This window comes from Borrelia duttonii Ly, assembly GCF_000019685.1.
Lineage (GTDB): Bacteria > Spirochaetota > Spirochaetia > Borreliales > Borreliaceae > Borrelia > Borrelia duttonii.
In genome coordinates this window covers 22,605-34,810 of the sequence record NC_011229.1, presented here as the reverse complement: position 1 = coordinate 34,810, position 12,206 = coordinate 22,605, and the positions used below count along the sequence as shown (strand labels likewise).

Below are 12,206 nucleotides of genomic sequence, written 5' to 3'. Positions count from 1 at the left end.
ATTTTGCTTTTATTTTTATAAATAAGATAAGCTTGAATTTTTATGAATTATAATTTAGTTCTATGATTAATAAAATTTATGGTAAGATTGTAGATAAAAAAGAATCTAGTATTATTATTTTAGCTTTTCCGTTTGAATTTGAGATTTTAGTTAGTTCTTTTTGTAAAATGGAATTGAGGTTGTTAGAAGATGTTGAAATATTAACCTATTTTCATTTTAGAGATGATGATGTTAAGCTTTTTGGATTTTTAAATATATCAGAACGGGAAGTTTTTGAAGATTTAATTGGTGTTGATGGAATAGGACCAAAAGCGGCTTTGAAAATATTATCTGGAATTAAATATGATGCATTTCGGCTTGCTATTGCAAAAGAAGATATTAATCTTATTTCTAAGGTTAAAGGTATTGGAAATAAAATAGCAGGGAAAATATTTTTAAAACTTAGAGGTAAACTTGTAAAGGGTGATGAATCAAGTTCGTATATGTTGAAATTTAAAGAGCTTGAACAATCAATTGTGAATATGGGTTTTGATAGAAAATTGGTTGTAGTTGCGTTTAGAGAAATTATGCTTAGTGATAAATTTTTAATTTTAAAAGAAGCCGAACAAGAACAATTTTTATTTACAGAGACTTTAAAAAGACTTTCAGTTTAGATTTTATTTTAGAGGTATATGATTAATTTTGAGTAAAAAGGGTGAAATTTAAGTGGATTTGGGCTTTTTAAATTCTGAAAAAAATTTTCTTTATGACAATAATGAAGATGATCTTAGACCAGAATTTCTTAAAGATTTTTCAGGGCAATCTCATATTAAAGATAATTTAGATATTTTCATCAAAGCATCTAGAGACAGGAATGAGGCGCTTGATCATGTGTTTTTAAGTGGTCCTCCGGGACTTGGAAAGACTACTTTGGCTAGTATTATTGCCCTTGAAATGAATACTACGATTAAAATAACTTCAGCACCAGCTTTTGAGAAACCAAAAGATATTGTTGGAATTTTAATGACCCTTAATGATAAGAGTGTTTTATTTATTGATGAAATACATAGACTTAAACCTGCAATAGAGGAAATGCTTTATATTGCAATGGAAGATTATAAGATAGATTGTATAGTTGGCCAAGGTGCTGTTGCAAGGACTGTAAGAATGTCAATTCCTAAGTTTACTTTAATTGGGGCTACTACAAAGCCAGGAAAAGTAGCGTCACCCTTGTATGCAAGATTTGGAATTGTATTTAGATTTGATCTTTATAATGAGGATGAGCTTTCAAAAATTATAAAAAGAAGTGCTTTTATTTTAAATGTTAAATTGAATGATAAAGCTGCCTTGCTTCTTGCAAAAAGTTCAAGAGGAACTCCTCGTATGGCAAATAAACTTTTAAGGAGAATGAGAGATTTTGCTCAGGTTGGTGGTTATGATTTAATTACAGAAGATGTTGTGACTGCTGGACTTGAGATGTTGAAAATTGATCATGAGGGACTTGATGAACAAGATAGGAATATTTTGAAAAATTTGATATTAAAATTTAGAGGTGGTCCTGTTGGAATTGAAACCTTAGCAATTGCTGTTGGAGAGACAGCAGATTCTCTTGAAGATTTTTATGAACCTTATCTTGTTTTAAGGGGTTTTATTGAGAGAACTAATAGAGGACGCAGAGCTACTGATTTTGCGTATTTGCATTTAAATTTAAACAAAAATAATCAAACCATTTTTGATATTAGTAGGTAGTATGGAGACTAAGGAATTTTATTTTGATTTACCACATCACTTAATAGCACAGTATCCAAGTGAAAGAAGAGGTTTGGCAAAATTAATGGTTTTGGATTCTATTTGTCAAAAAATTTATCATACTGATTCAGTAAATGATATTTTAAAGTATATTGGCAGCAATACTTTTTTAGTATTTAATGATTCAAGAGTAAGGAAATCGAGGATATATGCTAAGACAGATTATGATGGTAATGTTGAGTTTTTAATTTTAAATAGATTGACAGGAGATACATTTACGTCTTTAATTTCTAAGGCTAAAAGACAAAAAGTTGGTAAAGTGTATAGATTTCCTCAGGATTTGTCAGCTCAGATAATTTCAAAATTAGATAATGAATTTACGATTAAATTTAATAGATATGTGGATGAATCTTATTTTGAACAGTATGGGTTTATTCCTTTGCCCCCTTATATTAAAAGAGATTATGATAAAGAGGATGAAGATCGTTATCAGACTATTTATTCAAAATATATTGGTTCATCAGCATCAGCTACAGCGGGTTTACATTTTAGTGAAGAATTATTTTCTAAATTTGCTCAGAATAATATTGAATATGATTTTATTACACTTCATGTTGGACTTGGGACTTTTCTTCCCGTTAGGACCAAAACAATAGAAAAACATAAAATGCATTTTGAAAGTTTTTCAATAAGAGATTCTGTAGCTTGTAGGCTTGAGAGGGCTAAGTCTTTAGGTAAAAAAATTTTAGCTGTTGGGACTACTACTCTTAGGGCATTGGAATCTGCTTATGATAAACAAAAGGGGAGGTTTACTAGAGGTGAACAGAAAACCAATCTTTTTATTTATCCAGGTAAAAATTATAAATTTAAATCTGTTGATATGCTTTTTACAAATTTTCATACACCAGAATCGACACTTTTAATGTTAGTCTCTTCTTTTGGTGGTAAAGATTTCGTATTTAATGCTTATAGAGAAGCTGTTACAATGAATTACAGATTTTTTTCTTATGGTGATGCTACTTTATTTTTAAGTCATATATAGATATTAATGATTAATTATTTTAGTATTTACTTAATAATAATTTAGATAAATCTTGAAAGGAGAAGATATATGATTTCAATTTTGCAAAAGGAAAGATATAAGTATGTTCCAAGGTTGCCAAAAATTTTAACAAATGATTTTCAAAACATTAGTGTAGTTTTTGGTGACAAGACAGATGCTCTTGGAAATAAAGATGAGTTAAGAGAAGTTTTTGAAAATACTTATGGACTTCCGGTTGTTAATTTTATTCAAGGTTCTTCGAATGTAGATTTTACAAAAATTTTAAATGTAGGAATAATTCTTTCAGGTGGGCCTGCTCCTGGAGGACATAATGTTGTTGCTGGTATTTTTGATGCAATAAAAAAATCTAATTCAAATTCAAAAATTTTTGGTTTTAAAGGTGGTCCTGCAGGTTTGTTAGATGATAAAAAAATTGAAATTACACAAGATCTAATAGATGCTTATAAGAACACAGGTGGTTTTGATATTGTATCTTCTGGTCGCACTAAAATAGAAACCTATGTTCAATATGAGCAAGTTTTGTCAGTAGTTCTTAAAAATAATCTTAATGCTCTTATTATTATTGGTGGCGATGATTCAAATACTAATGCCGCTTTATTAGCAGAGTTTTTTAAGAAAAAACATCATGATATTCAAGTTATTGGTGTCCCTAAAACAATTGATGCTGATTTGAGGAATGAGCATATTCAAATTTCATTTGGATTTGATTCTGCTACTAAAACTTATTCTGAAATGGTAGGTAATTTATGTCGTGATGCTATGTCTGCTGGAAAATATTGGCATTTTATAAAGATAATGGGAAGAAGTGCGTCTCATGTTGCTCTTGAGTGTGCTTTAAAGACGCATCCTAATATTTGTATTATATCTGAAGAAGTTTTGGCAAAAAATAAAACTTTATCAGAAATTGTTGAAGATATAGCGTCTGTTGTTATAAAGCGTTCATTGAAAGGGTATAATTTTGGTGTTATTATAATTCCTGAAGGAGTTATTGAATTTATTCCTGAAGTTAAATCTTTGATGATTGAATTGTGTAGTATCTTTGATAGTAATGAAGAGGAATTTAAGGGATTAGATGTTGAGGATATAAGAAAAGTTTTTATCTCTAAGCTTAGTGAGTATATGAAAAAAGTTTATGTGTCTTTGCCATTATTTATTCAAATTGAACTTGTAAATTCTGTTTTAGAGAGAGATCCTCATGGTAATTTTCATGTGTCTCGAGTGCCTACTGAGAAGTTATTTATGGAAATGGTTAGTGTTAGATTAGAAGAGTTAAGAAATCTTGGTGAATATAGTGGTAAATTTTCTCCAATTGATCATTTTTTTGGTTATGAGGGTAGAAGTGTTACTCCTTCAAATTTTGATAGTGATTATTGTTATAGTTTGGGTTATAATGCTGCATTGCTTGTTTTAAATGGTTTTACAGGCTATATGTCTACTATTAAAAATTTAAATAAAAATTCTACTGAATGGATTGCAGGTGGGGTGCCTATAACAATGATGATGAATATGGAGGAGAGATATGGTGTTTTAAAACCTGTTATTAAAAAAGCTCTTGTTGATTTAAATGGAGCACCTTTTAATGAATTTGTGAAGCATCGTGAACAATGGGCAATCAATAATTTATATGTTTTTCCAGGGCCTATTCAATATTTTGGTGCATCTGAACTTGTTGATGAGATAACTTTAACATTGAAGTTAGAATTGGAAACATGAATTATTAATGATGATTATATTTTTGCTTTTTATTTGCAATATTTTTATCCTTTATTCAAATTCTTTAGGTTATACTAAATTAGATTTTGAATATTTAAATTTAAGTCAAAAATTTTCGCTGGAGAATGAAATTTATTTCAGCGAAAATAATACTAATTTTGGTAATGAAATTTTTGATAAGTTTCAATTTAACGATGATTTTTTTTATAAAGATATTCAGGAAAATAAGGATTTAAATATAGAAAAAACTATTAATTCTAATTGGGGTAAAAAAGTTTTTAGGTTTTCAGCAATAAGTATTGGTGCTTTTCCTATAGCTTTGTTTTTAGGTTTGTATTGTTTTGATTTATCTTATTATTTTAATAGCACTGGTGCAAAAAGTTTTCCATATCCTTTTGCGAGTAATTTTAAACTTTCTAAAGATGAAAATTTTAAAAAATTTGTAGTTTCTACGTCAGTTGGACTTGCAATATCATTAATTATTGCTTTGATTGATAGCTTGATTTATTCTTAGATGGAAAAACTTAAAAAAGAGTTTATTGTAAAGCATAATTCTCAAAGATTAGATATTTATTTATCAGAACATTTGTGTCTTTTTAATAGAAGTCAGATTAAAAAGAGGGAATTAAAAGCATTTAAATTTAATGATGGTTATTTTAGTGCAATTAAATTATCTAAGCCCGTTTTTATAAATGATAGAATATTAATAGAATTTAATGAAAGTATTGATTTAGGAGAATATTTGGTACCCTTGAATTTGCCCATTAATATTCTTTATGAGGACATAAATGTCATTGTTATAGAAAAACCTCAAGGGATTTTAAGTCATCCTGGTATATCAAATTTAGAGAATACTGTTGTGAATTTTTTATTACATCATATATCGAATTTAAGATATAAGTTTCAGGAAAATAAAATTAGACCTGGAATTGTGCATAGGTTGGATAAAGAGACTTCTGGTGTAATGATTTGTGCTAAAAATCTGGAAACTTTAAATTTCTTATTTGAGCAGTTTAAGAATAGATCTGTTAAGAAGGTTTATATTGCGATTGTTAAAGGTAATTTTAAAGTTGATAGTGGAATTATTGATACTTTTATAGATAGAGATAGATATGATAGAAAAAAGTTTACTGTGCATAAAAATAGTGGAAAGAGAGCATTAACCGAATATAAAGTATTAATTAGTATGAAAAATTATTCATTAGTAGTTCTTCAACCTAAAACAGGGCGTACTCATCAATTAAGAGTTCATATGAAATATTTAAATCATCCAATATTAGGCGATGATATTTATTCTAGGCTAGATCAAGAATTTAAAGAAATATCTTTGATGCTTCATTCTTTTAAGCTTGAAATTAGTATTAAAGAAGGTTTTTTAAAGAAGTTTATTTCAGTATTGCCCAAAAGATTCATTGATTTTTTATCGAATTTTTATGATGATGCAACATTGGATTTACTTGTTAAAGATTTGAATGTTGTTTTAGATAAGTTTTAACTTGCAATGTCATTTTTATTTGTATTTGTTTCGATAATTTTTTTCCCACCAGTTATTTCATTTGTGTTAATGACTGTAATAAAACAGTTGGGGTCAATTTTTTGAGAAATATATTTGATTCTAGACATACGCATTGTTGGAACTACTATAAAAACTATGGTTTTGTCATTGCCAGCCCAAGCGCCTTTACCTTCAAGTAGTGTAGCTGCTACTTTTAATTTATTGGTAAGCAAGTAGGATATCTCTTTTCCTTTATCTGAGATGATGAGAATTGCTTTTTGGTTGCCAAATCCTGTACTTGTTTTGTCTGTCATTATAGCTGTTACAAATGAAGCTATGAGGGTATAAAGAGCAATTTCGATATTAAAAAATGTTGCTGCAATTAACAATACTGCAAGATTAAATAGAAAGTTTGTAGTTCCAATACTAATTGAATATTTTTCTTTAATTATCATAGAAATTATATCCGTACCGCCCGATGAACCTTTTGCTTTAAATATTAAGCCAAGTCCAAGACCTGATATTAAACCTGCTAAAATTGACACAAGTATCATGTCATTTAGTTGAATTTTATATTGTAAAAATTGTGAATAATTGACTATTAAAGAATATAAAGCCATTGCAATCCAGCTTTGAATTACAAAAGTTATATTTAAAAATTTTATTCCAATAATAAATAATGGAATATTTAACATAAAGATTGTAAGCCCTAGATTGAAATCTAAAAGATAGTGTAACATCAATGAAATTCCCGCAATTCCACCACTTAAGAGTCCATGTGGTATGTATAAAATGTTTGTGGATATTGCCATTAAGAGTGAGCCCATTATTATTTGTAAAGTGCTAATTAATATTAGTTTAGGATCTTTAAAGACATTTTTAAGTTGTTTTCTTAATATTTTTAATATAATAAATTTAAATTTTTGCTTTATTCTAGTCCATTTGTTCTTTTTTTTCTTCATTTTTTATTACTTTACTCTTTAGTATAAAATTATTGATTCATCTGAATTTTATACTAATTTTACTAAAAAACAATTCACTTTTATTGCAATTGTTTCTTTTTTTTTGATATTATTGTTTTATAAAAGATATGATTGTTAGTTATTTAAAGCTTATATGTTTAATAGTTTTTCTCTTTTTTTATATTTGGTTTTTTATTATTTTAAAAATGAAGAGAACAAACATAGCCTTATTAGAAAAAATTAAAAATGGTGCAAAAATATTAGATATTAGATCTCCTAAGGAATATACTAAGTCTCATTATACAAGAGCTATTAATATTCCTTTTAAAAATTTATTTGCAAAAAAAGATAAATTGGGTAGTTTGGATACTCAAATAATAATTTATGGTAAAAGTTTTAGCAAGTCTTTTGAAGCTGAGAAGCTTTTAAAAGGGTTAGGGTTTAAAAATGTATTTGTAGCAGGAACATTGAAAAATATGCCTAAATTGCCCGGCTCTAAAGAAGAGATTAATGGTTAAGATTATCGGAATATCTGGTGGATCTGGAAGTGGTAAAACTACAATTGTTAATAAAATTAGTGAAGTTATTTCTGAATTCGTTCTTATATCTCAGGACAATTATTATAAAAGTGTTGGGGATTATGAGTATGAGTTTTTAGATGTTAATTTTGATCATCCCGATGCTTTTGATAATAATTTATTTTATAAGCAATTGAAAAAATTAAAAGAAAATCAATCGATTAATATGCCACTTTATGATTTTATTAACCATAAAAGAAGAGATGAAACTATTAAGATAGTGCCTACTCCTATTATTATTGTTGAAGGTATTATGATTTTTGTTGAGGAACGTGTACGTAATTTAATAGATTTGAAGATATATATCGATACTCCTAATGATATTAGATTTATTAGAAGGCTTGAACGAGATATGTCTAAGAGAGGGCGTACATTAGAGTCTGTTATTGAGCAATATTTACGTACAACCAGAGCAGGATATTACAGGTTTATTGAACCTACTAAGGAATATGCTGATTTAATTATTCCTGAAGGAGGACACAATGATAAAGCTCTTTATGTTCTTTCATCTTTTTTAAAGACACTTGTAAAGGATAGTTCAAAATTTTTTTAAAGTAGTGAAAGAGGATAATAATCTATTTCAATATATGTGTCTTTTGTATTTTTTATTCTTTCTTTTGTATTGCGTATTAACTTTTCAAGTGGGTTAAATGTTTTTGATAAATATAAAATGTTATATCTGTAGTATTTGGATATTTTTGATATGGGGGCCTTTGATGGGCCAATATATTCTATATCGTCATTTAAGAATTCTTTAGATATGTCGAAAAATTCTGAACATTTATGTTTGGCAGCTTCTTGTTTTTGACTTCTAACTACTATTCTGATTATTTTTTTAAAGGGAGGATAATTTAATTCTTTTCGAATTTTTATTTCTTCTTGATAAAATTCTTCGTATTTACCTTCATATGCATATTTTATGGCATAATAATTTGGATTTTTTGTTTGAATAATAATTGTATTATCACTTTTAAATCTTGCGGCTCTTCCTAAGACTTGTGAAATTATTGCAAAGATTTTTTCACTACTTCTAAAATCAGGAAAATCTATTCCAATATCTGCATTAATAATCCCTAATGTTTTAATTTGTTTAAAATTAAAACCTTTGGCAATAATTTGCGTTCCAATTAAGATATCTAACTGTTCATTTTCAAATGCATTTATTGATTGAGAAATTTCTTTTTGATTAATATTAGAGTCTATTCTTGCTATTCGTGCATTTGGCAAAAATTTTTTTAGTTCTTTTTCTACAAATTGAATACCATATGTTTTATACATAATGTCTTTTGAGTTACATTTGGGACAAGTGCTTATTATATTTGTTTTATGATTACAGTAATGACAAATGAGTTTATTTTCATTTTGATGATAAGTTAGATTAACAGAACAGTTAGGACAACAAATTATGTGTTCACAAATTTTACATTCAAGTGTGTTTGAGTATCCTCTTTTATTAATAAAGATTAATGCTTGCCTTTTTTCAAGTATACTTTTTTGTATATTGTAAAGTAATTCTGAAGATATTATTTGAGGTTCTTTTTTCATATCAATTATTTTAAGTTCTTTTAATGTTTTTGTTAAAAATTTATTTTTTAAGATCATCTTTTTAATTTGATTATTCTTCATTGCAAGATATGCCTCAAGTGATGGAGTTGCACTTCCCATTATAAATTTGGCATTAAAAGTGTTTTGTAAAAAAAATCCTATATGTCTTGAATGAAATCGTGGGGTGTTTTCAGATTTATATGTGTGTTCATGTTCTTCATCCATGATTATTAATCCTAAATTTGTAAATGGTAGCATTAATGCGCTCTTAATTCCAAGTATGATTAAACTTTCTCCATTTTTGACTTTGTTCCATATAGCAATTTTATTTGAATTGGATACTTTAGAGTTATATTCATAAATATTGTTTGTGCTTAAGCTTGATTTAAGTCTTTGAATTATTTGATAACCTAATGAAATTTCAGGAATGAGAAAAATTATTTGTTTTTTTTGTTCTAAATAGTTTTCGCATAATTTAATAAATATTTCTGTTTTTCCAGAACCCGGAACACCAAATAAATAAAATGTATTTTGGATACTTGATTCAATAATGTCTTTATAAATTTTATTTTGTTCTTCATTTAATTGAATAGATACTTTGGATTTTGGACTTTCACTCTTATTGTTTTTTATTTTTTTATTTGAAGTTGAAATTTTAGGTAAGCCACAAAATAAAGTTTCTCCAAATCCAGAAAATGTTTTTTGACTAATCCAACGTGCAAGATTAATATTATGTTCTGTGATTATTGGATGATCGTCAATGACCTTTAATATATCTTTTATTGAAAATGTAAAATCTTCTTTTAGTTCTTCTTTGTAATATCTTTTAATTATTATTCCAATTTTTTCTTTTCCATGAAAATTTGTTATTACTCTTGTGCCTGTTTTTAATGTTAGTTTGTACTTATAAAGAAAAAGTCTATTGATAGGTATATTGAATGCAATGTCATAGTAGAAATTTTGTTCCAGGTTATCATCCATATTTTACTATGCCTTTTATCATTTTTAGATCTTGCCAGATTTCTTTTTTGAGTTCTGGATTGCTTATTTGACTTGTAGGAAGATGCGTAAATACTATTGGAATTTTTTTAAATTTTAATTCAAATCCTCTAACAATTTGAATTCTTAAGTTTTGATTTAAAAATAATTCTACTTCTTCGCAAGCAAGAATTGCTTTGGGTTGTTGATTATCAATCTCTGCAATTAGCGTATTAGAATTATTTATTATTTTATAATTTAATATACTTATGCTTTCACACCATTTTTTGATTATTGCATTTGTATTTTTATTTAAATGTTTTTTATCTATATATATTATTAATAAATTTTTTGTATTGGTTTGTTTTGTATTATGTTCTACTGATTTTATTGGTTGATTTTCTTTGATATGTGTTTGTTCTAATGTATCTACATTTTTAACTTTTATTATTGTATTTTTAATTTTTTCAATTTCTTCTTTATAGTTGTAATAAATGTTTCCCGATATATTATTTTTCAGTATTCTAAATAATATTATTTTTTTTATTAGTTTATTTTTATTCATAAAAAACCCTATCTAAAAATAAAGCTTTTGCAGGTGCCGTTGTTCGTGCATATTTTCTGTTTTTCGACTTTAATATTTTTATGAAGGTATCAACAGATTCATTTTTGATTTCTATGTCGATCATTGTTCCTACTATTGATCTTACCATTTTCCATAAAAATGAAGAGCCTATTATTTCAAAGACGATAAATTTGTTTTTTTTCTTAAATTTAGCTAAGTAAATTTCTTTTAATTTTGAATTTGTTTGATCTCTAATACATGAAAAGGTTGTAAAATCATGCAAACCAATTAACATTTCAGCCATTGTATTTAATCTATTAATATTTAGTTTTTTTCTTACATAGTAGGCTTGATATTCTTCCCAAGGATAATGATTTTCATTGTTAAGTATGTAATAGGTATATTTTCTTTTCTTGGCATGAAATCTGGGTTGAAATTCATTTGATACATACTTTAATTTAATTATTCTAATATCATTTTTTAGGAGAGAATTTATTGCTGTCTTTAAATTTTTAAGATTAATATTTATTTTTATATAAAAAGATATTATTTGTCTTTTTGCGTGAACTCCTTTATCTGTTCTACCTGCTGATTGAATTTTGACTTTTGTTTTATTTATTTTTTCTAATGCTTTTTCTATTTCTCCTTGGATTGTTGGTTTTGTAGGTTGAATTTGAAAACCATGATATAGTGAGCCATCATATGCTATTTCTGCAAGTATTTTTTTCATTTATTTAAAAGTTTTTATTTCACGTGATATCTTAAAATAAACTTCTTTTATTTTATCTAAGAGGATAGAAGGTTTTTCTTTTGATGATTTTCCCATTCCGGCTATTTTAGACAGAAGGGTTTTTATTTCAATTAACTGGTTATACCTGTATTGTTTATTTTCTATATTTCCATAAAAATATTCTAATAATCCTGATAAATATAAGACACCGTCATATCCATAATTTTTGTCTGTATCAGGACCAAAAATGATTGCAGAATTAATGGGTTCTGAGTTATTTTGTTCTTTTTCTATTGTCAGTTTATAAAGATATGCTGCTTTATGATAAAATATTTTTTGTAAATAATTATAGTTTTTGTTTGGATATTTCTTTTCTAGATCTTCTAATGTCCAGGCTGCTCTTATTGCACATTTTGCTTGATTTAGGGTTGGATTGTGGTTTTTGTCTAGATGTTCATAACACATTATTGCAAGGATATAACTTGCAGCTCCCTCTTGAAGTCTTCTTGGTTGGTTGAAGTTTAAGTCATCTTCAAAAATTTCTTTTATTTGTTTGCGTTCATTAGTATGGTTTATTAGGAGTTGTTTTGTTTTATTATTAATAAGTGTTATTGTGTGAAATTCATTTGGGAAAGCTGAGAGATAACAGTTAGGACATACTATTATTGAATATATTCTGGGATAGATGTCACCGTACTTTTCATTTGTGATATATTCTCTTTTTAAATCAACTTTGAGTTTGCCAGATATTAATCTGCTACTTCCTGTTAATAATTCCTCTTTTCTAAATTTTTGTTTACATAAAGGACATTCAATTTCTTCTTTTGTAAAGTATGATATCTTTTTCAT

The 12,206-nt window shown here is 26.9% G+C and carries 13 protein-coding genes; 8 read left to right on the top strand and 5 right to left on the bottom strand.

What is annotated here, in order from left to right; all coding sequences use genetic code 11:
- Positions 1 to 62: 62 nt before the first annotated feature.
- The 6 genes from ruvA (at position 63) to BDU_RS00125 (ending at position 5,999) form a co-directional block, all read left to right on the top strand.
- Complete coding sequence (gene ruvA, locus BDU_RS00150) at positions 63 to 653, top strand: Holliday junction branch migration protein RuvA (RefSeq protein ID WP_012537799.1); 591 nt, start codon at positions 63 to 65, stop codon at positions 651 to 653.
- A 52-nt stretch (positions 654 to 705) separates the two neighbouring features.
- Complete coding sequence (gene ruvB, locus BDU_RS00145; protein WP_012537798.1) at positions 706 to 1,728, top strand: Holliday junction branch migration DNA helicase RuvB; 1,023 nt, start codon at positions 706 to 708, stop codon at positions 1,726 to 1,728.
- A 1-nt stretch (position 1,729) separates the two neighbouring features.
- Complete coding sequence (gene queA, locus BDU_RS00140) at positions 1,730 to 2,770, top strand: tRNA preQ1(34) S-adenosylmethionine ribosyltransferase-isomerase QueA (RefSeq protein ID WP_041177668.1); 1,041 nt, start codon at positions 1,730 to 1,732, stop codon at positions 2,768 to 2,770.
- A 69-nt stretch (positions 2,771 to 2,839) separates the two neighbouring features.
- Entirely contained in the window at positions 2,840 to 4,504 is a 1,665-nt protein-coding gene (locus BDU_RS00135) for a diphosphate--fructose-6-phosphate 1-phosphotransferase (RefSeq protein WP_012537796.1), read from the top strand.
- Positions 4,505 to 4,511: 7 nt separating this feature from the next.
- Positions 4,512 to 5,018: a hypothetical protein gene (locus BDU_RS00130; protein WP_012537795.1), complete on the top strand. Its 507-nt coding sequence runs from the start codon at positions 4,512 to 4,514 to the stop codon at positions 5,016 to 5,018.
- Positions 5,019 to 5,999 carry an RluA family pseudouridine synthase gene (locus BDU_RS00125; protein ID WP_012537794.1) on the top strand — a complete coding sequence of 327 codons (981 nt, stop codon included), beginning with the start codon at positions 5,019 to 5,021 and terminating at the stop codon, positions 5,997 to 5,999.
- Here the strand turns inward: BDU_RS00125 and BDU_RS00120 are convergent.
- On the bottom strand, positions 5,996 to 6,961 hold the full coding sequence (locus BDU_RS00120; RefSeq protein ID WP_012537793.1) for a YitT family protein: 966 nt from the start codon (positions 6,959 to 6,961) through the stop codon (positions 5,996 to 5,998). The two genes, BDU_RS00125 and BDU_RS00120, sit on opposite strands and share 4 nt — an antisense overlap.
- Before the next feature lie 128 nt (positions 6,962 to 7,089).
- Here BDU_RS00120 and BDU_RS00115 point away from each other — a divergent pair, with 128 nt between their 5' ends.
- Together BDU_RS00115 and udk are read left to right on the top strand one after the other, a co-directional pair.
- Positions 7,090 to 7,479: a rhodanese-like domain-containing protein gene (locus BDU_RS00115; protein ID WP_012537792.1), complete on the top strand. Its 390-nt coding sequence runs from the start codon at positions 7,090 to 7,092 to the stop codon at positions 7,477 to 7,479.
- Positions 7,472 to 8,092, top strand: coding sequence for a uridine kinase (udk, locus tag BDU_RS00110; RefSeq protein WP_012537791.1), 621 nt, complete (start codon positions 7,472 to 7,474; stop codon positions 8,090 to 8,092). The genes BDU_RS00115 and udk overlap by 8 nt, the downstream gene beginning before the upstream one ends.
- Here udk and priA read toward each other — a convergent pair.
- The 4 genes from priA to BDU_RS00090 are packed head-to-tail and all read right to left on the bottom strand — an operon-like array spanning position 8,089 to position 12,206.
- On the bottom strand, positions 8,089 to 10,065 hold the full coding sequence (gene priA, locus BDU_RS00105; protein WP_012537790.1) for a replication restart helicase PriA: 1,977 nt from the start codon (positions 10,063 to 10,065) through the stop codon (positions 8,089 to 8,091). The genes udk and priA overlap by 4 nt on opposite strands.
- Positions 10,058 to 10,627 (bottom strand): uracil-DNA glycosylase family protein, encoded by a 570-nt coding sequence (locus tag BDU_RS00100; protein ID WP_012537789.1) that lies wholly within the window; start codon positions 10,625 to 10,627, stop codon positions 10,058 to 10,060. Before BDU_RS00100 ends, priA begins: the two co-directional genes overlap by 8 nt.
- Positions 10,620 to 11,357 (bottom strand): tRNA pseudouridine(38-40) synthase TruA, encoded by a 738-nt coding sequence (gene truA / locus BDU_RS00095; RefSeq protein ID WP_012537788.1) that lies wholly within the window; start codon positions 11,355 to 11,357, stop codon positions 10,620 to 10,622. The genes BDU_RS00100 and truA overlap by 8 nt, the downstream gene beginning before the upstream one ends.
- Positions 11,358 to 12,206: a DUF2225 domain-containing protein gene (locus tag BDU_RS00090; RefSeq protein WP_012537787.1), complete on the bottom strand. Its 849-nt coding sequence runs from the start codon at positions 12,204 to 12,206 to the stop codon at positions 11,358 to 11,360.

Bases quoted from the DNA above. Each gene is read 5' to 3' on its own strand.
- ruvA (WP_012537799.1), top strand. From the start codon at position 63: ATGATTAATAAAATTTATGGTAAGATTGTAGATAAAAAAGAATCTAGT.
- queA (WP_041177668.1), top strand. From the start codon at position 1,730: ATGGAGACTAAGGAATTTTATTTTGATTTACCACATCACTTAATAGCA.
- BDU_RS00135 (WP_012537796.1), top strand. From the start codon at position 2,840: ATGATTTCAATTTTGCAAAAGGAAAGATATAAGTATGTTCCAAGGTTG.
- BDU_RS00130 (WP_012537795.1), top strand. From the start codon at position 4,512: ATGATGATTATATTTTTGCTTTTTATTTGCAATATTTTTATCCTTTAT.
- BDU_RS00125 (WP_012537794.1), top strand. From the start codon at position 5,019: ATGGAAAAACTTAAAAAAGAGTTTATTGTAAAGCATAATTCTCAAAGA.
- BDU_RS00120 (WP_012537793.1), bottom strand. From the start codon at position 6,961: ATGAAGAAAAAAAAGAACAAATGGACTAGAATAAAGCAAAAATTTAAA.
- BDU_RS00115 (WP_012537792.1), top strand. From the start codon at position 7,090: ATGATTGTTAGTTATTTAAAGCTTATATGTTTAATAGTTTTTCTCTTT.
- udk (WP_012537791.1), top strand. From the start codon at position 7,472: ATGGTTAAGATTATCGGAATATCTGGTGGATCTGGAAGTGGTAAAACT.
- priA (WP_012537790.1), bottom strand. From the start codon at position 10,065: ATGGATGATAACCTGGAACAAAATTTCTACTATGACATTGCATTCAAT.
- BDU_RS00100 (WP_012537789.1), bottom strand. From the start codon at position 10,627: ATGAATAAAAATAAACTAATAAAAAAAATAATATTATTTAGAATACTG.
- truA (WP_012537788.1), bottom strand. From the start codon at position 11,357: ATGAAAAAAATACTTGCAGAAATAGCATATGATGGCTCACTATATCAT.
- BDU_RS00090 (WP_012537787.1), bottom strand. From the start codon at position 12,206: ATGAAAAAGATATCATACTTTACAAAAGAAGAAATTGAATGTCCTTTA.